Source organism: Cellvibrio mixtus subsp. mixtus J3-8 (assembly GCF_000766945.1).
In the GTDB taxonomy this organism is placed as follows: domain Bacteria; phylum Pseudomonadota; class Gammaproteobacteria; order Pseudomonadales; family Cellvibrionaceae; genus Cellvibrio; species Cellvibrio mixtus_A.
Genome location: NZ_KN266211.1, coordinates 69,298 through 87,168 on the forward strand (window position 1 = coordinate 69,298; position 17,871 = coordinate 87,168).

Here is a 17,871-nt window from a genome sequence, read left to right on the forward strand (position 1 = left end):
ATACCACACAACCTTATAACAACAGGAAAATAATATGAACCTCTCCATAAGGCTCAAGCTTTCCACCATGATGTTCCTCGAGTTTTTTATCTGGGGCGCATGGTTTGTCACCATGGGAACATTTTTAGCGCAAGCATTTAGCGCAACCGGTGCGCAAACCGGCATGGCTTATAACACCCAGGCTATCGGCGCTATCGTGGCGCCGTTTATTATTGGCCTGATTGCTGACCGTTATTTTGCCGCGCAAAAAATTCTCGGGATGCTGCATTTAATTGGCGGTGTACTTTTGTGGTTTGCTGCAACTTCGGCAAGTTTTGATGCGTTTTATCCTTACATTCTGATTTACATGCTGTTGTATATGCCGACCTTGGCATTGGTAAATTCGGTTGCTTTCCGTCACTTGCCTGATCCTGCAGGGCAGTTTGCGCAAATTCGTGTGCTGGGTACCATCGGTTGGATCGTTGCAGGTTTAGTGATTGGTAATTTGGGGTGGGAGTCAAAAAATGTTTTGCATTACACCTTCCAAATGGCCGCGGTTGCATCAATCGCGTTGGGGCTTTTGAGCTTCTTCTTACCTGATACACCGCCGGCAGTTGATAAAAACAGCAACGTCAGTGTGCGCGATATTCTCGGGCTGGATGCATTGGCGCTATTAAAAGACTCGCGTTACCTGGTGTTTTTTATCGCATCAATTTTAATTTGTATTCCACTCGCGTTTTACTATCAAAATGCCAACTTGTTTTTAAATGATGTAGGTGTGGAAAACGCTGCATCGAAAATGGCGTACGGGCAAGTTTCTGAAACCCTGTTTATGTTGTTGTTACCCATTTTTATTATCCGCTTCGGAATCAAGATTTCGTTGCTGGTCGGTATGGCTGCGTGGGTATTACGCTATGTTTTATTCGCGTATGGCGATGCAGGTGATAAAGCCTGGATGTTAATTTTAGGTATTGTGCTACACGGTATTTGTTACGATTTTTTCTTTGTAACGGGTCAGATTTATACCAACTACAAAGCAGGCGAAAAAATCAAAAGTGCTGCGCAGGGGCTTATTACTCTGGCGACCTACGGTATCGGTATGATGATTGGGTTTACCCTCGCCGGAATGATTAGCGATAAGTACACGGCTGATGGCGTTCATGCCTGGTTTAACATCTGGATAATCCCGGCTGCAATTGCTGCCGCCGTACTGGTGCTATTCCTGGTGAGTTTTAAAGATGAAAAAGTGAGTGCAGAAAATATCAGGCATTAAGTAGTTTTAATTCCGGCTTTTGCCAACCCCTGCTTTTCGCCGGGCTAAAGCCGGAATAGTTTTAGCCGCACAGTTTTAAACTATAGTGTTAAAAAATAACAAAAGGTAAATAATAATGACGACCACGAGTGCATCCACCGCTATATCTACAATTAATCCCCAGCGTTTATTTATCGCGTGTTGCGTAGCATTAATTGTTACCGCAATGACCTTTGCGATTCGCGCGGGAATTCTTACCCAGTTAAGTACTGATTTTAATTTTACCAACGCCCAGTTGGGCTGGATTAATGGTATGGCTTTCCTGGGCTTCCCTGTGGCCATGATGTTCGGTGGATTAATCTACAATCATGTCGGTGCGCGCACGCTGATGTATCTGGCGTTCGCTTGCCATCTGCTCGGTTTGGTTCTCACAATATCAGCGAGCGGTTTTTGGTCGTTGTTGTTGTCGAGCTTTTTTATTGGTTTTGCCAACGGCTCTGTGGAGGCCGCGTGTAATCCGTTAATTGCCGATATTTACCACACACGCAAAACAGCGATGCTCAATAAATTCCATGTATGGTTTCCCGGTGGAATTGTTATTGGTGCATTGGTTTCCAGTTTGATGACCAAACTAGGCCTGGATTGGCAATGGCAAATTGCGATTATGATCATCCCGACCATCATTTATGGCGTAATGATTTTTGGTCAACCGTTCCCAAGTATGGCGAACTCGGAGACGTCGACTACAACCAATATTCGCGCCTTGTTCTCGCCGTTATTTATTTTCATGTTTTTCTGCATGACTGTAACTGCCGCATCTGAATTTGGTACGCAGCAGTGGGTTGATCGTATTTTTGGCGCGTCTGGTGCGCATCCGATGTTGGTGTTGGCGTTAGTGACAGGTTTGATGGCATTGGGGCGTTTCTTTGCGGGGCCAATTGTGGAAGCGTTGAATCCGGTTGGTGTGCTGTTGATGTCAGCAGTGGTGACTACCATCGGGATTTTCCTGTTGAGCATTGCTTCCGGTGGTTTGATTTATTTCGCCGCTATGGTTTTTGCACTGGGAGTGACGTATTTCTGGCCTACGATGATTGGATTTATTAGCGAATATCAGCCTAAAACCGGTGCGCTGGGAATGTCATTGCTCGGTGGGGCAGGCATGTTTTCCATGAGTATGTGGAATCCGGTAATTGGTGGTTGGCTCGATGATGCTAAAGCTGAAGCGGTGGCAAACGGCGTTCCGGCAGAAGCGGTAGAGCTCGCGGCAGGTCAGGCAACGTTACAAAATCTGGCTCTCTTTCCGTTATTCCTGATTTTCGCGTTTGGATTATTGTTCATTTTGCGCAAGCGCTTCGCGCACTAGCAATTAGCACCCGGCTTTGAAAAAGCGCCATTGCGGGCGCTTTTTTAATTTTGCTATGCACAATTTCAAGCGACAAGATGTAATTCTCTGTAATAAGTTGATGCGTTGCGTGACAAATATAGGAATTGGGTCACATTTGTGTCGCTGTAGATTGGGTTTTTTGAAAGTGCAGGTGTATAAAGGCTCTGCATGACCATGATATGAGTGAGTGGTTTAGTGAGCTCAAAAGGATTTGAGTTTCCACCTAACGAATATTTCTCCTTGCGTTCCCTCCCCCCTTGTTTTCTCCTTTCTGTAAGTCAAATATCCATCCCGTAGATAACTGCAATATGAGATAACTGCAATATGCGCAGAAATTCCACTTTGGGTTAGCCATGCAAAAAATAGCGCTTTTCATTAAATAGCGCCTTTCAATGGCGCTATTTTTATAAGAGCTGAAGGTGATTAGCTTGCGGCGAGCGGCTTTAAGGATTGTAGGTGAGCGAGGCGCTCGCGGATTTGTGACTCTATAGAGGCAGGGTCGAGCCCTTGTTTAGCGAGTTGCTGTTTTTGGCTGTCATGATCGACAAACTCATCGGCAAATCCCAGTTGCAATACCGGAAGGTTAAGGCCAAGGCTGTGCAGGTATTCTGTCACTGCGCTACCGGCGCCGCCGGCAATGGCATTTTCTTCCAATGTGACTAGTAAGTCATGGTGGGCGGCCATTTTTTTAATCAGTTCGGTATCCAGCGGTTTTACAAAACGCATATCGCACACGCTGGCATTTAGATTGTCTGCTGCTATTTGAGCGTTAGCCAAGAGCGTACCGAAACACAGCAAGGCAATGCTTTTTCCTTCGCGCCTTAACTCGCCTTTGCCTATCGGCAATGCTTTCATCGATTGATCTATGGTTACTCCAGCACCTGTTCCCCTTGGGTAACGTACTGCCGCAGGCCCTGGATATTGGTACGCGGTGTAGAGCAATTGGCGACATTCGTTTTCATCACTCGGAGCGGCTATCACCATATTGGGAATACAGCGCAAGTAACTGATATCGAAGCTCCCTGCATGCGTGGGACCATCTTCGCCGACTAATCCGGCGCGATCTATGGCAAAGGTGACATCCAGGTTTTGTAAGGCAACATCGTGCACTAGTTGGTCATAGGCGCGTTGTAAAAACGTTGAGTAGATAGCCACTACCGGTTTTTGGCCTTCACAGGCCATTCCTGCTGCCAGGGTAACGGCATGTTGTTCAGCAATGGCGACATCATAAAATCGATCGGGATATTGGGTTGCAAACTCAACCATTCCCGAGCCTTCGCACATAGCGGGGGTAATGCCTACCAGTTTGCTGTCGGCCTTGGCCATGTCGCATAACCATTGTCCAAAAACGTCCTGATATTTTGGTTTTTTGGGTGCGTTTACCGCGCCGATAGCAGCTTTTTTGGGCTCAATTTTGTTCAGGGCATGGTAACCAACCGGATCAAGTTCGGCGGGTTCAAATCCCTTTCCTTTTTGGGTGATGATGTGCAGTAGCTTGGGGCCTTTGATATCGCGCAAACTGCGCAAACAACGCACCAGATCCCCCAGGTCATGGCCATTGATCGGGCCTACATAATTGAATCCCATCTCTTCAAACAAGGTGCCAGGAGACATGAAACCCTTGAAGTGCTCTTCCGTGCGACGGGCGAATTCCCATGCGGGCGGAATTTTCCCCAGTACTTGTTTACTGCCTTCACGCAGGGAGTTATAAAATTTGCTGGCCCAGATTTTGGACAGGTAAGTTGATAAGCCTCCCACGTTTGGAGAGATCGACATGTTGTTGTCATTAAGGATCACTAGCATGTCAGTTTCAGTATGGGCGGCATGGTTCAGCGCTTCAAATGCCATACCGGCAGTCATGGCACCATCGCCGATGATGGCCGCTACTTTCCGGTCGGCTCCGGCCATCCTGGCCCCGATGGCCATACCCTGGGCTGCGCTAATTGAGGTGCTTGAGTGGCCTACTCCAAACGTATCATAGGCACTTTCTTCCCGTTTCGGGAAGCCGGATAAGCCGTTGCCCTGGCGGATGGTATTCATCCGTTCGCGACGCGATGTCAATATTTTGTGAGGGTATGTCTGGTGGCCGACATCCCATACCAGTCTGTCTTCTGGCGTTTGGTAGATGTAGTGCAGTGCGATGGTTAATTCGACTACACCTAATCCGGCACCAAAATGACCGCCGGTTTGCCCGACGCTAAATAACAAAAAGGCACGCAGCTCTTCTGCCAGGTCTGGCAGTTGCTTTTCGCTGAGAAGGCGCAGGTCAGCAGGACTATCAATGCTATCCAGCAAGGGGGTCAGCGGGCGGCTGGTGGGGATTTCGTTATGCATTCAGGTTCATCAATCTGGTTATCGTTGTGGGGTACAGCTTCTGCAAGCCTGCCATTGTAGGCACCTTGGTCGAGGCTTGGCTAGTTGATCCTGTGGATTATGTATTCGGCCATTTGGCGCAGCCGTGCGGCACTTTCACCAAAATTTTCGAGTGAAACGAGGGCTTGGTTATGCAGTTCCGCTGCTTTGGCTTGCGCTGTTTCCAATCCCAGTAGTGATACATAAGTCGGTTTATTGCGGGCGATATCGGCGCCTTGCTGTTTGCCTAGCGTTGCGGTATCGGCGGTCACATCGAGGATATCATCCTGTACTTGAAAGGCGAGGCCGATAGCCTTGGCATAGTTATCCAATGCCTTTAGCTGCTGGCTATTTGCCCCTGCAGCCAGAGCCCCCATCGCGACACTTGCGCGGATTAATGCACCGGTTTTATGGCTGTGCATGTTTTCCAGTTGTGAGAGGCTTAATTGCTGGTCTACGGCGGCAAGGTCAATCGCTTGACCGAGCACCATGCCTTCCGCGCCGGAGGCAGCGGCTAATTCCTCAACGAGTTGAACCTTGGTTTCTGCTGTTACATTGGTGCGTAGTAACAGCCCAAATGCCAGGGTTTGCAATCCATCACCGGCGAGAATGGCTGTCGCTTCATTAAATGCAATGTGGCAGGTGGGTTTGCCGCGACGCAAATCATCGTCATCCATCGCGGGTAGATCATCGTGGACCAGGCTATATGAATGCAGGCATTCAAGGGCGCAAGCGATAGGATCAATCTGCGCCAGTTCCAAATTAGTATCGATAGCCAACGCAGCGGCATAGGCCAATGTTGGGCGAACACGCTTGCCACCATTAAAGAGGCTGTAACGCATGGCGGCACGCAGCTGGGTTGGATCATTCTGGTCGGGCAAATAATGATCCAGAGCAGTGTCTACGCGTTGGCGACAGGATTGGACAAACTCGCTGAATTCATGTGGCATCAAGCGTCGCCTTCTTCGGGGTCAAAAGGCTCAAGGCTGATATTGCCTTGAACTTCAATAAGTTTATTAACTTGTACCTCCGCAGCGGCGAGGCGTGCCTGGCATTCGCGTGTCAAGGCGATACCAGTTTCAAAGGCCTGGAGGGACTCTTCCAATGTCATATCGCCTTGCTCCATACGATTTACCAAGCCTTCAAGCGTTCCAAGCGACTGTTCAAAATCGATATTTTTCTTCTTAGGCGGCATGTCATTGTCTCGCGCTGGGGATAGGGCGCGGATTATAAACCCGGCGTTGCAAATATGCAGAGGTTTTGGCGCACACCTTTGTGAGATATTTCCTACAAAACTTGCCGAAATTCACCACTGTTGCTTGACGCCTGATTCATCAATAATGACGACTATTGGAAATTGCCGCAGGATGTGGCAAAAGCAAGGAACATAATGGAATTAAGCACTTTTATTGCCAAGGTATGGCCTGTCATCCTGTAAAAGCCCTGATTGCCCCCTCCTGCAATCGGGGTTTTTCGCATTTTAGATGACTATTTTTGTGCTATTTGTCGCATATTTCATCAATTCTGAACTTCCCTTCTTTCCAGTCGTCGAAAAGCTGTTGAAACTTGCGCTTTTTGATTTACCCGCCATATCTCACGCAACTATTTAGCTTTTGTAATAGATGTGGAGTAGAATCTCATAGCTTTGATAAACATAACGCACTAAGCTTTTGATACGACTGACAATTGCCAAATCTGATCCTGTCGTAATTCCAGTGTGAAGGACTCAGTCAAACCCATGCCAGACAATTCACTTATAAATAGTGCCGCCTTTGCGCAGCGAACTGCCCAGTTGGAATTGCAACTGCGTCGTTTTTTCGGTTTTTTGAGCCGGGTGCCACTGGCGCGTTGGCAGTGGTTGATCACGTTTCTTTTGGTGATCTGGTTGAGCCATAGCCTGGCGCGGCTATTTTGGCTCATTATCCCCACTCCGGTCATCCCGCCTGCGACAGTGACATCGGTCGCATCAACATTACCTGGTGCAAGCCCGGCAGGAGGTGCGGAAGCTATTAATATAGCCCAGGTTAAGAATCTTGCGCCCTTTGGGGAAACGAATGCCGAGCCGGCTGCTGCGGTAGAAGCCCAACAAACACCAGCCACGCAAGGTATAGAAAATAACGCAGCAGATACCCAGCTCAACCTGATTTTGCGGGGTGTTTTATCCAGTAATGATGAGAAAGCGGCACGCGCCATCATCGCAACTGGTGATAAGGCCGACGTGTATGGTATTGGTGATACCTTGCCCGCCGGTAATAATGTCACCTTGGCCAAGGTTCTGGATTTGCGTGTCATTATTAATAACAACGGTTCTTTTGAGTCTTTATGGATGTACAAAGACGACCCTAATGCGCCGAAATTGGGGGCGGTCGCTGCTCCACCGGCAGGTAATCCAGCAGTTTCCGGTGGCTATGCAAACCCTCCATACCAGCAACAACCCCCGGTTTTAGTTGATAAAAGCTCCAGCTTTAACTCACCTGCTCAAGCAGCGGCGGGCGACCCCGGCATGGCACAGGTAGGAAAAACCCTGGCTGATGTGGTGGCAATGAGTATTTATCGTGAGAATGGCCAGGTAGTGGGTTATAAGATTCGCCCGGGCCGCAATGCGCAAAAGTTTACTGAGTTGGGCTTACAGACTGACGATATAGTCACAGCAGTCAATGGTGTCCCCTTGAGCAGCCCGGGGAAAATTATGGAAATTTACAAAAGTATGGGTAGTGCCACATCGGCGAATCTGGAAATCAGGCGCGGTGGCAGTACAGTTAACCTAGACGTAATGCTATAAGTGAGGTTTTCGTGATCCGTTCGAATGGTCGTAAAAATAACAAGATTATCTCCAGCTTGATGCTGGCGGCGATTATCAGTGGTACCGCTAATCTCGCAATGGCGCAGGTTGAACCTGCTGGCCAGAATGCCGCTGGCGAGCAAGCCTGGACAGTCAACTTTAATGATTCCGACATCCAGGAAGTGATTAAATTTATTGCGGGCGCCACCGGGAAGACCATCATTATCGATCCTAAAGTGCGCGGCCCTATCAAAGTGATCAACACCAAGCCACTCAATGCCAAAGAACTGTATGAGTTGTTTTTGGCCTCGCTTGATGTGCATGGTTTTACGGCAGTGGAAAGCGGCAATATTGTGCGTATCGTCATGAACCGCGATGCTCGCAACCTGCCAATTCCGACCGAGAATAATGTCCGCAACAAAGACGATCTTTATATCACCCAGGTAATTCCGCTAAAGAACACCAGCGCGGCTAAAATTCTTGCAGCGTTGCGTCCGTTAGTACCGCAATACGGACACCTGACTACTTATGAGCCCAGTAATGCCCTGATCATCACGGATACCCGCGCTAACGTGGCGCGGATGAACGAGCTGGTAATTCAGCTGGATAAAATTGGTATGACCCATACCGATGTGATTCCGCTGAAATATGCCAATGCCTCCGACGTAGTGGCGATGCTGACGCAATTGGAAAAACCGGACCCTAACCGTGGGATGACCACCTCTCCGCCAGTAATTGTGGCCGACAAGCGTACTAACGCAGTTGTTATTAGCGGTGATGATTTGACTCGCCAGCGCCTTAAATTGCTGGTTGATGATCTGGATCGCCCACAAACCCGTAATAGTAATGTGCGGGTGTTTTATCTGAAGTACGCTAAAGCAGAAGAAGTCGCCAAAGTGCTTTCCGGCATGTTGCAAAGTGTTGGTGGCAAACCGGCTGAGGGCGCGCCGCCCACCGCTACCCAGGCGGCAGTTCAAGCTGACGAGGCAACCAATTCGGTATTGATTACTGCCGATATAGAAACAATGAATACCCTTTTATCTATTGTGGATAGCCTGGATATTCGCCGTGCCCAAGTATTGGTTGAAGCAATTATCGTAGAGATTACTGGTAACAATGCAAAAGAAATTGGCGTTGAATGGATGTATCAGGCGGACGATAGTGGTTTTGGTGGTTTTACATCCGGCGGGGCTTTAAGCAAGGTTGGAACCCCTGCACTTAATTTGTTAAATGACCCATCCAGCGAGACAGCTCTCGCTTCCCTTGCTGGAGGTATAACTTCTGTCGGGTCTCCGGTATTTGGTGTGGGGCGTTTGGGTAAGAACCTGGACTTCCTGAGTGTGCTGAAGTTATTGCAAACCACTGAGTCGAGTAACATTCTGTCAACACCCAGCTTGCTAACAACAGACAATAGCGAAGCGTCAATTTTAGTCGGCCAGCAAGTTCCTTTCGTTACCGGGTCGTACACTGGAATGACTGGGGCCAATAACACCGGTACCAATTCATTTTCCAGCCCATTCAATACCGTTAACCGTGAAGATGTAGGTATTAAGCTTCAGGTAACTCCCCATGTTAATGGAGGAGATAGCCTGGTATTGGATATCGAACAGGAAATTTCTTCAGTGATTGGTGCCACCCAGAGTTCACCGAACGGCCCAACTACCCAAAAACGCGAAATTAAAACCCAGATCCTTGCCGGTGACGGCCAAACTGTGGTTCTCGGTGGTTTGATTCAGGACCAGATTGACAAGGCGGATAACCGGGTTCCTGTACTGGGAAGCATTCCGGTATTAGGTCATCTATTTCGCTCTCAAAGTGCAAAGAAGACCAAGACCAACCTGCTGATATTTTTGAAACCAACCATCATCCGTACTGATGAGGTATTAACTGGTGCAACAGCGGAAAAGTATCGCGCGTTGCGAGATCAACAAGTGCAGTTTCAGCGCAATCGCGGGATTCTGATCAACAGAGGGGATGTTCCCGTACTGCCTGAGTGGGACGAACAAATTCGTAAGTTCCAGCAACAAAGCCAGCAACAAGACCAGCAACCTGCCGCTCCAGCTGAGGAATAACCCGTGACCGAGCAAGTGCTAGAGCCCATCGTTGTTGATGAGCCATCCCCTGATGCGCAGGATTCTGTTGCTGCCGGTCTTGAGCGTTTGCCATTCAGCTTTGCATCTGCACATGGTGTGATGCTGGAAGATATCACTGCGAGCGTGAAGCCCAAGGTATTGCATAAGCCTGGTTTGACTCTCGATGTGTTGTTGGAGTTACAACGCATTCTAGGTGCCGGTTTTGAGCTGGAAGAAATGCCGGCAGAAGATTTTCAAAAGCGTCTCACACGTGAATATCAGAGTGGTGACGGTGCTGCCCAGCGCGCTGCTGAAGACCTGGGTAATGAGTTCGATTTATCGTCCATGGCCGATGACCTGGCTGATCGCACCGATTTGCTTGCAGGCGATGACGACGCACCCATTATCCGCTTGATTAACGCGATTCTCTCCCAGGCGGTGCGTGAAGGCGCTTCGGATATACATTTGGAGCCATTTGAAGACCGCGTTTCAGTGCGTTTCCGTATCGACGGGGTACTAACTGAAGTGCTGTCTCCGAAAGCGGAACTCGCACCTGTTTTGGTTTCCCGTTTGAAAGTAATGGCGCGGCTGGACATCGCTGAAAAGCGCTTGCCGCAAGATGGCCGTATTACCGTGCGGCTTGCGGGCCACGCGGTGGATATCCGTGTATCTACCATTCCATCGGCGTTTGGCGAACGTATCGTATTGCGTATTCTCGATCAGGCTGCCGGCCAGTTGCGCCTTGAGCAGTTGCAAATGCCGCCGCAGGTTTATGAGCGCCTGACGAAAAACCTGATTAAACCACACGGTATTATCCTGGTGACCGGCCCGACCGGTTCGGGTAAAACCACCACGCTTTATGCCAGCCTCAGCCATATCAATACCCGCAGCCGCAACATCCTCACGATTGAAGATCCGGTGGAATATCTGCTTCCCGGTATCGGGCAAACCCAGGTTAACGCCAAGGTAGATATGACCTTTGCACGCGGTTTGCGCGCCATTTTGCGTCAGGACCCTGATGTGGTGATGGTGGGGGAAATCCGCGATGGTGAAACCGCTGAAATTGCGATCCAGGCATCGCTCACGGGTCACCTGGTGTTATCCACCCTCCATACCAATACCGCCATTGGTGCGGTGTTGCGTCTGAAGGATATGGGCGTTGAACCCTTCCTGTTGGCTTCGAGCCTTGAGGTGGTGATGGCGCAACGCCTGGTGCGTGTGCTTTGTACCCACTGTAAAGAGCAATATATGCCCAGTGATGCCGAGCGGGAAATGCTGAAGTTGCCGTTGGATACACCGATCTGGCGCCCGGCGCCCAGCGGTTGCAAGCACTGTAACCATCAGGGGTATCGCGGCCGTAAGGGTATCTATGAACTGATCGAGATCACCGAGCGCCTGCGCCATTTGATCCACGAGCAAGCCGGCGAACAAGAACTTCTGGCGGAAGCGCGCAAGAACAGCGCCTCCATGAGCGATGACGGCCGTACCTGTGTACTGAATGGCATCACCAGTATTGAAGAAGTTCTGCGTGTAACCACGCAGCTATAAGGAAGATTTCATGGGTGCCTACAGTTACAAAGCGCTGAATGAAGAAGGGAAAACCGTTAAGGGAATCCTTGAGGGGGATTCCGAGCGGCACATCCGCACCCAGTTGCGGGCGAAAAAATTAAAGCCGCTGGAAGTGGTCAGTGCGGCCGGTGAAGCGGCCGCTGCCAAAAATGATGAAGGTTTGAGCCTGCAAGCCAGTTTCCGTCGCCGCGCCTCTAAATTAAGTACGCGTGACCTCAGTTTGATTACCCGCCAATTGGCATCGCTGGTGAAATCCGGTTTGCCGCTTGATGAAGCCCTGCACGCAACTGCCAAGCAATCGCAAAAAGCCAATGTCAAACGCGTAGTGTTGCAAGTTCGCACCCGCGTTCTGGAGGGGTTTAGCCTGGCGCAGGCGATGGGTGATAACCCGGTTGCATTCAATGATATGTACCGCGCACTGGTGCGGGCGGGTGAAGGTTCCGGTTATCTCAGCCCCGTCCTGGAACGCCTTGCCGATTACACCCAGACCAGCCAGATACTACAGCAACGCATCAAAATGGCGATGATTTATCCGATTGTGATGTTGGTCGTGAGTATGGCCGTAATCATCGCGTTGATGGTGCTGGTGGTGCCCAAGCTGGTAAAAATCTTCGAGCAGGGCAAGCGCGAATTGCCCGCCTTGACTGAAGCGTTAATGGCGACTAGCAGTTTCCTGATCAGTTATGGGGTATACCTCTTTATTGCGTTGATCGGAGTGTATTACCTGGTCAAACGTATGATGCGCGACCCAAAGCGATTGCGTGCATGGCATGTTGTCCAATTAAAACTTCCGGTTATTGGTGAGCTGGTAAAGCAGATCAACTCCGCGCGTTTTGCCGCTACCCTCAGTTTGCTTTCCGCCAGTGGTGTGCCGCTCTTGCAAGCATTGAACATTTCCGGTCAAGTGATGACCAATAAGGTTCTGCAAGAGGCCTGCGACCAGGTAGCTGCTGCAGTGCGTGAAGGTATGAGTTTGAGTCGCGCTATGGAAAATACCGGCCATTTTCCGCCATTGCTGGTACAACTGGTAGCGAGCGGTGAGACCAACGGCACCTTGCCCCAGCAACTGGACAACGCCTCCAAAGACCAGGAGCGCGAACTGGAAATGATGCTGGGCGTGGCAATGGGGTTGCTTGAGCCGGCAACAATTATTTTTATGGGCGGTGCTGTGTGCCTTATTGTGTTGGCGATCCTGACCCCGATTTTCGAAATGTCCAAGCTGACTTAAGCCAGCGCAATCCGTACCAATTTTCTTCAATCCAATCATTCAAAGCTGTTCCGGAGAACACTATGAACACAAGTCTGCGTTACCCCGGCCGTAAGGCCGAAGCCCGCCAGGCGGGTTTTACTCTGGTCGAAATCATGGTGGTGGTAATCATCATCGGTTTGCTGGCCGGTATTGTGGTTCCCAACGTGATGGATAACCTCGATAAAGCGAACGTCAAGAAAGCGCGTGCTGATTTCAGTTCGCTGCAAACTGCGCTTAAGTTGTATCGCATCGATAACTTCAATTTCCCGACGACCGAGCAAGGCCTGGAAGCATTGGTCACCAAACCATCTATTGCGCCGGTGCCCCGCAATTACAAAGAGTCTGGCTATATCGATAACCTGACCAAAGATCCCTGGGGCAATGACTACCAATACATGAGCCCCGGTGAAGGCCATGAATATGATATTTACAGCCTGGGCGCTGACGGTGTGAGTGGCGGCGAAGGCCAGAACGCTGACATCAGTATCTGGGATGCGGAATAAGTTTACCTGCGGATAACCGTTGTGAGCCCCCGCCAGCAGGGTTTTACCCTGATCGAAATTATCGTCGTGGTGTTTATCATCGGCCTGGCGGTGGGGGTGATTTCGATTGCGGTAGGCGGTAATGCCGCTGCCGATAATGCGCGCAAGGAAGCGGAAGAGTTTATGTTGCAGGCCAGCTATGTGTCCGAGCAAGCGGTATTGAAAGGTGAAACCTACGGCTTGTTTGTTGAATTGCGGCCTGCGCAGGATATCGATGGGCAGGAGCAATGGTGTTACACCTGGCGACGTGTGCGGGATCGTCAATGGCAAGACCTGCCAGAGCTTGCGCCTCACTGTATCGCGGAAGGTTTGGCGATTGAATTCACCATTGATGAGGAGTTATGGGAGTACGATCCCGAACTGGAATACCAGGACCCGGTTATCGGTTTTTTCCCCAGTGGTGATGCTTCGGGTGAGGTGGAAATTGAGATTTTCGCCAGTCAAACCAATATGGATGACGATGTTGAAACCCAGAAATTTGAATTGAATCTGATGGGTGAATTGCACTGGATTAATGAAGAAGAGCGCCTTGAAGCGGAGCGCAAAGGCCTATGAACAAACAAATGAGGCGCCGGTCATTCCTGCCGTTAAAACAGACGCGTGGTTTCACGCTGCTGGAGGCGATGATTGCCCTCATGATTATTGCCCTGGCGTTGCCGGCGATGATAGCGCTGATAATGACGCAGCTCGACGGCTCCGCCGTCATTCGCGATAAGACTTACGCCTACTGGGTGGCAGAAAACCAACTAACGCGTATTCGCCTGTTGCAGCAACAGAAGGTGTTAAAACGCTTGCCGGATTACAAGGTGCCTGAGAAAGATTCCGGAACCGTGGACCTGGCGGGTTTACGCTGGCAATGGCAGCAAAAAACTATCGCTATGGACACCTTGCCCGAACCTGGCTTTAAACGCATTGAAATTTCGGTGCGGCTGTTGGGAGTGGCAGACGGACCGACACTGGGACGCACCGCGGTAGATGAAGACAAACCGGCAATGGCACTTTTGACAGGGTATATCAGTGATCCTGAATCCACCCAGCAACTATAACCAGCGGGGTTTTACCCTACTGGAAGTTATGATCGCGCTGGTGATCTCGGCGATTATTGCTGTCATGGCTTTCCAATCATTGGATGCCGCCGATAAAGGCGCAACACGCACCAATGAAGTGTTAAATGATATTAATAAAATAGATCGTGCCTGGCAGCTTATCGCTGCAGATTTACGCCACATCGTGCCACCTGGAACCAATGATCGTACCTGGATATTCAAAGGCGAGACTTTGGATGGTTCGGGTGAAGATGCCGATCAAGTGTTATTAATATTCAAGCGGCGCGGCTGGGTTAACTTTTCCAATCTGCCGCGTAGCGATTTGCAATTGGTTGAATATCGCATACTGGATGGCAAGCTCTGGCGTGATTTTGCGCCGGAATACAATCGTCAGTTGGCGGATATTGATTTGGAAGAAGATGACGGTTTTCACCAGCTATTACTGGAGAATGTTGAAGATCTGCAGTTACGGTTTTTACATCAGGGAGTTATAACTTCGCGCGGTAAAAGTGTGCTGGAAGGCCGCGAATTTACTGATGACTGGCTGCAGGATTGGCCGGATGCAACGGCTGGCGCTACCGGTTTGCCATTAGCGGTAGAAATCACAATCAAAATTAAAGGAGTCGGGTCAATTGCTCGCCTGTTTGCGCTGCCTGAACAGTTCCAGCCGTCGCCGCAATCGTAACCAGGCTTCCCAGCAAGGAACGGTACTGGTGCTGGTATTGCTGATTGTCGCGCTGGTGGCTGCCCTGAGCGTTAAGTTTGCTGCACAGTACCAATTAGGGCTTGCCCGCGCAGAAACCCGCTGGCATGGCGCCCAGGCCCGGGCTTTTCTGGAAGGAACAGAAGAAGTAGCCAAGCTAATGTTTGGCCAATTGGACATTGAACAAAGCAAGGATTTTCTAGGCGAGCCCTGGAGTACTGAATTCCCTATCGAAGACCAGGGCGTTTCCGGGGTGGCACGGTTGAGCGATGCCAGTAATCAGTTGAATTTAAATGATTTGGGCACCGCGTTAAAACCGGAAACTCCGATCGGTAATCCGGAGCGATATTCTCCACAACAAAAACGCTTTATCCGGCTATTGCAAACATTTCCGGACATGCCGTTGGGGCAGGATCAGGCCGAATATTTGCTGGAAGCGATAGTTGACTGGATCGATGAAGATGAGAGCGAGTCCGGCCAGGGCGGAGCGGAATCCAATTATTACCAGAGCATGCCGGAACCTTATCTGCCGGCTAATACATTGTTTAAATCGCTGGATGAATTACGCCTGGTCAGGGGTTTTAACGAAAACCCCTTATTGGTAATGCGGTTGATGCCATTTATCACCGTTTTACCCATACCCAAGGCTGGATTGAACATCAATACGATGGAGCTTGTGGATCCTGTTACGGGCAAAGGCGTTAATAATTTATTGTTAACGATTAACGATGCTAATTCATTGGCCCCGGCAGCGGCGGCCGACGTCCAGCAGGCGATAAAATTGCGCCCCGAAACGGGCTTTGAAACAAGCGAGATTCAAACAGCCTTTGCCGGCAAAGAGGTTACAGATCTAAATGGCATGGCCACTTATTTCTGGTTAAACGCTACCGTCCAGCTAGTGGACCAGCGCCGAAGTATGCGCAGCTTAATGGTGCGTGACAAAATCGGACAACGCCAGAGCCTGAAAGTGATCCGGCGTGATGACGTGTTTGAATTACCGACAGTGGTACGCAAGGATGAAAACGAAGACGACGATGGTGAAACCGAACTGGTCGAATAATTCCGGCATTTGGTGTTCATCCCGGTTAATAATGAAAACTTAATTCAGTGATTTGATCAGAGCAAACTTATGTCCATGCAATTGGTGCTCGCAGTAAATACATCTGCCGATGGCAAAACCCTGGCCGACTGGTTTCGTTGGTGTTGGTTGGGTAGCGACGGCAATCCGCAACCGGAATCCGCCGCGAGTGGAGATCGTGAGGCCCTGCGCACTGCATTGGGCGAACGCACGGGTGGCAACCAATCTACCTGGTTAATTTTACCGGGCAACAGTGTTGGAACGCGCGAGCTGGAATACAGCGAAAAAGAAAAGAAACATCTGCGCAATTTGCTGCCATTCCAACTCGAAGATAGTGTTGTTGGTGATGTGGAAGATTTGCATTTCGCCCTGGGGGCTCCGGCAGATGGGCGGGTCGTGGTTGCCTACACCGACAAAACCTGGCTGCAAGCGGTATTTGCCGAATTGGCCACGCTAGGCATAGAAGTTACTCGCTGCTGGTCGGCACCGTTGATTTTGCCTCGGGCAGAAGAAGCTGCAAGCGATGCCTACAACCATTGGTCATTGGGTTTATATGATGGGCAATTCTACATACGCTATGCCCCTGCCTTGGGGTTTAGCCTGGCCGAATCGCACGCGCGCATGGCTTTATCCTTGTTGTTAACATCGCAAGAACGTGTAGACCGTTTGCCGGATTTACAGTTGCGCGCAGCCACAGAAGAAGATCTCGTAAAGCTCACCGAATTGGTGCCTGCAGAATTACAGGGTTCGATTAAAGATCAAATCGTGGCGGATGCCTGGGCGCTGGATTACAGCAGTACAGCGATCGATATTTGCCAGGGCGACTTCTCCCAGCGTTTGCCCATTGAGCGCTGGTGGAAAATCTGGAAGTCTGTTGCGATTTTTGCCGGTGTTTGTGCTGCGGTATATCTCGGAGTGTTGATTTTTGAAATCCAGAAGCTCAGTGGTGAAAACGTAAAAATTCGCCAACAAATCGAAGCAGCAGCACGTGGTGCAATTCCGCAGGGGCGGATGGTTGATCCGGAAAAACAATTGACCACCGCCTTAAAGCAATTGCAGCCGGCCAATCAATCTGGCCGGGTAATGGAAATACTCGTTGTTGTCCTGCCACAAATTTCATCTGTGCCCAATGTCAGTGTTAAAGGCATTGCTTATGTGGGTGAAATTGGCGAGCTAAATATTAATGTGCAAGCTGACAGTTTCGCGACCTTTGAAACCCTGGCGCAAAATATTCGCACCAAGGGGTTTAACGCTGAAGTGTTAAGTGCCAATGCGCAGGGTAATGTTCAAACCGCGCGTTTGAAAATTACCAAAAATCCACAGTAGTCGATGAATTGTTGCGTGAAATCATCGAGGAAAAATCATGAATCAAATACTGAATTTTTTAAATAAATATAGTCGCCACGAGCAAATGCTGATCCTTGGTTGTGGTGTTTTGGTACTGCTTTATCTGGTGTGGATATTGGTATTAACACCTATCCAGAAAAAGCGTGATCAACTGTATCAGGCCAATACCAGCTCGACCCAAACATTGGGGCGCGTACAAATTCTTGCGGCACAGATCCAGCAATTGCGCGCACAGGATACGGCAAACGCCGGCGAGAATATCAATGGTTTAATTGATTCCAGTTTACGCGCTAATGGTTTGCAAATGAGTAACCTGCAACCCGGTGCCAATGGCGATGTGCGTGTGCGTCTGGATCGCGCTGCCTATGAACCATTGATGCAATGGTTGTATGACATGGAATATAAACAAGGCGTGAATGTTACGGATTTATCATTGGCATCTACCAATGACCCGGGTCAGGTCACTGTCAATTTGCGTTTGCAAAAAGCGCAATAATATTGAGTTGTTCTTGTTAA

16 protein-coding genes are annotated in these 17,871 nt (G+C 49.7%); 13 read left to right on the plus strand and 3 right to left on the minus strand.

Annotated elements, in window-relative coordinates; genetic code table 11:
- The first annotated feature begins 34 nt into the window (after positions 1-34).
- Both A596_RS16510 and A596_RS16515 read left to right on the plus strand, forming a co-directional pair.
- Positions 35-1,252, plus strand: coding sequence for a nucleoside permease (locus A596_RS16510; RefSeq protein WP_039916836.1), 1,218 nt, complete (start codon positions 35-37; stop codon positions 1,250-1,252).
- Between the two features lie 115 nt (positions 1,253-1,367).
- The gene (locus A596_RS16515) at positions 1,368-2,594 is read left to right on the plus strand and encodes an MFS transporter (RefSeq protein ID WP_052417605.1); all 1,227 of its coding nucleotides are present in this window, start codon (positions 1,368-1,370) and stop codon (positions 2,592-2,594) included.
- 444 nt (positions 2,595-3,038) lie between these two features.
- Here the strand turns inward: A596_RS16515 and dxs are convergent, their stop codons facing one another.
- The 3 genes from dxs to A596_RS16530 all read right to left on the minus strand — a co-directional run bounded on the left by dxs (position 3,039) and on the right by A596_RS16530 (position 6,162).
- Entirely contained in the window at positions 3,039-4,949 is a 1,911-nt protein-coding gene (dxs, locus tag A596_RS16520; RefSeq protein ID WP_039916838.1) for a 1-deoxy-D-xylulose-5-phosphate synthase, read from the minus strand.
- 80 nt (positions 4,950-5,029) lie between these two features.
- Complete coding sequence (gene ispA / locus A596_RS16525) at positions 5,030-5,917, minus strand: (2E,6E)-farnesyl diphosphate synthase (RefSeq protein WP_039916841.1); 888 nt, start codon at positions 5,915-5,917, stop codon at positions 5,030-5,032.
- Positions 5,917-6,162, minus strand: coding sequence for an exodeoxyribonuclease VII small subunit (locus tag A596_RS16530; RefSeq protein WP_039916844.1), 246 nt, complete (start codon positions 6,160-6,162; stop codon positions 5,917-5,919). Before A596_RS16530 ends, ispA begins: the two co-directional genes overlap by 1 nt.
- A 543-nt stretch (positions 6,163-6,705) precedes the next feature.
- Here A596_RS16530 and gspC point away from each other — a divergent pair.
- The 11 genes from gspC (at position 6,706) to gspM (ending at position 17,851) form a co-directional block, all read left to right on the plus strand.
- Positions 6,706-7,749, plus strand: coding sequence for a type II secretion system protein GspC (gene gspC / locus A596_RS16535; protein WP_039916847.1), 1,044 nt, complete (start codon positions 6,706-6,708; stop codon positions 7,747-7,749).
- A gap of 11 nt (positions 7,750-7,760) precedes the next feature.
- The gene (gspD, locus tag A596_RS16540) at positions 7,761-9,821 is read left to right on the plus strand and encodes a type II secretion system secretin GspD (protein ID WP_052417606.1); all 2,061 of its coding nucleotides are present in this window, start codon (positions 7,761-7,763) and stop codon (positions 9,819-9,821) included.
- 27 nt (positions 9,822-9,848) lie between these two features.
- Positions 9,849-11,369, plus strand: coding sequence for a type II secretion system ATPase GspE (gspE, locus tag A596_RS16545; protein ID WP_152600220.1), 1,521 nt, complete (start codon positions 9,849-9,851; stop codon positions 11,367-11,369).
- Between the two features lie 10 nt (positions 11,370-11,379).
- Positions 11,380-12,618, plus strand: a complete 1,239-nt coding sequence (gene gspF, locus A596_RS16550; RefSeq protein WP_039916853.1) for a type II secretion system inner membrane protein GspF — start codon at positions 11,380-11,382, stop codon at positions 12,616-12,618.
- A 62-nt stretch (positions 12,619-12,680) separates the two neighbouring features.
- Positions 12,681-13,142 carry a type II secretion system major pseudopilin GspG gene (gspG, locus tag A596_RS16555; protein ID WP_052417607.1) on the plus strand — a complete coding sequence of 154 codons (462 nt, stop codon included), beginning with the start codon at positions 12,681-12,683 and terminating at the stop codon, positions 13,140-13,142.
- A gap of 21 nt (positions 13,143-13,163) precedes the next feature.
- Positions 13,164-13,736 (plus strand): prepilin-type N-terminal cleavage/methylation domain-containing protein, encoded by a 573-nt coding sequence (locus A596_RS16560; RefSeq protein ID WP_039916856.1) that lies wholly within the window; start codon positions 13,164-13,166, stop codon positions 13,734-13,736.
- Positions 13,733-14,227 (plus strand): type II secretion system minor pseudopilin GspI, encoded by a 495-nt coding sequence (gene gspI / locus A596_RS16565; protein WP_235425764.1) that lies wholly within the window; start codon positions 13,733-13,735, stop codon positions 14,225-14,227. The genes A596_RS16560 and gspI overlap by 4 nt, the downstream gene beginning before the upstream one ends.
- The gene (gene gspJ / locus A596_RS16570; RefSeq protein ID WP_039916858.1) at positions 14,199-14,912 is read left to right on the plus strand and encodes a type II secretion system minor pseudopilin GspJ; all 714 of its coding nucleotides are present in this window, start codon (positions 14,199-14,201) and stop codon (positions 14,910-14,912) included. Before gspI ends, gspJ begins: the two co-directional genes overlap by 29 nt.
- Positions 14,860-15,990, plus strand: a complete 1,131-nt coding sequence (gene gspK, locus A596_RS16575) for a type II secretion system minor pseudopilin GspK (protein WP_235425765.1) — start codon at positions 14,860-14,862, stop codon at positions 15,988-15,990. Before gspJ ends, gspK begins: the two co-directional genes overlap by 53 nt.
- 69 nt (positions 15,991-16,059) lie before the next feature.
- Positions 16,060-17,334 (plus strand): type II secretion system protein GspL, encoded by a 1,275-nt coding sequence (gene gspL / locus A596_RS16580; protein WP_039916860.1) that lies wholly within the window; start codon positions 16,060-16,062, stop codon positions 17,332-17,334.
- Positions 17,335-17,371: 37 nt separating this feature from the next.
- The gene (gspM, locus tag A596_RS16585) at positions 17,372-17,851 is read left to right on the plus strand and encodes a type II secretion system protein GspM (protein ID WP_039916861.1); all 480 of its coding nucleotides are present in this window, start codon (positions 17,372-17,374) and stop codon (positions 17,849-17,851) included.
- Positions 17,852-17,871: the final 20 nt, after the last annotated feature.

What these genes read in the sequence shown, in the direction of transcription:
- A596_RS16510 (WP_039916836.1), top strand. Translation starts at nt 35, where the DNA reads ATGAACCTCTCCATAAGGCTCAAGCTTTCCACCATGATGTTCCTCGAG.
- A596_RS16515 (WP_052417605.1), top strand. Translation starts at nt 1,368, where the DNA reads ATGACGACCACGAGTGCATCCACCGCTATATCTACAATTAATCCCCAG.
- dxs (WP_039916838.1), bottom strand. Translation starts at nt 4,949, where the DNA reads ATGCATAACGAAATCCCCACCAGCCGCCCGCTGACCCCCTTGCTGGAT.
- ispA (WP_039916841.1), bottom strand. Translation starts at nt 5,917, where the DNA reads ATGCCACATGAATTCAGCGAGTTTGTCCAATCCTGTCGCCAACGCGTA.
- A596_RS16530 (WP_039916844.1), bottom strand. Translation starts at nt 6,162, where the DNA reads ATGCCGCCTAAGAAGAAAAATATCGATTTTGAACAGTCGCTTGGAACG.
- gspC (WP_039916847.1), top strand. Translation starts at nt 6,706, where the DNA reads ATGCCAGACAATTCACTTATAAATAGTGCCGCCTTTGCGCAGCGAACT.
- gspF (WP_039916853.1), top strand. Translation starts at nt 11,380, where the DNA reads ATGGGTGCCTACAGTTACAAAGCGCTGAATGAAGAAGGGAAAACCGTT.
- gspG (WP_052417607.1), top strand. Translation starts at nt 12,681, where the DNA reads ATGAACACAAGTCTGCGTTACCCCGGCCGTAAGGCCGAAGCCCGCCAG.
- gspI (WP_235425764.1), top strand. Translation starts at nt 13,733, where the DNA reads ATGAACAAACAAATGAGGCGCCGGTCATTCCTGCCGTTAAAACAGACG.
- gspL (WP_039916860.1), top strand. Translation starts at nt 16,060, where the DNA reads ATGTCCATGCAATTGGTGCTCGCAGTAAATACATCTGCCGATGGCAAA.
- gspM (WP_039916861.1), top strand. Translation starts at nt 17,372, where the DNA reads ATGAATCAAATACTGAATTTTTTAAATAAATATAGTCGCCACGAGCAA.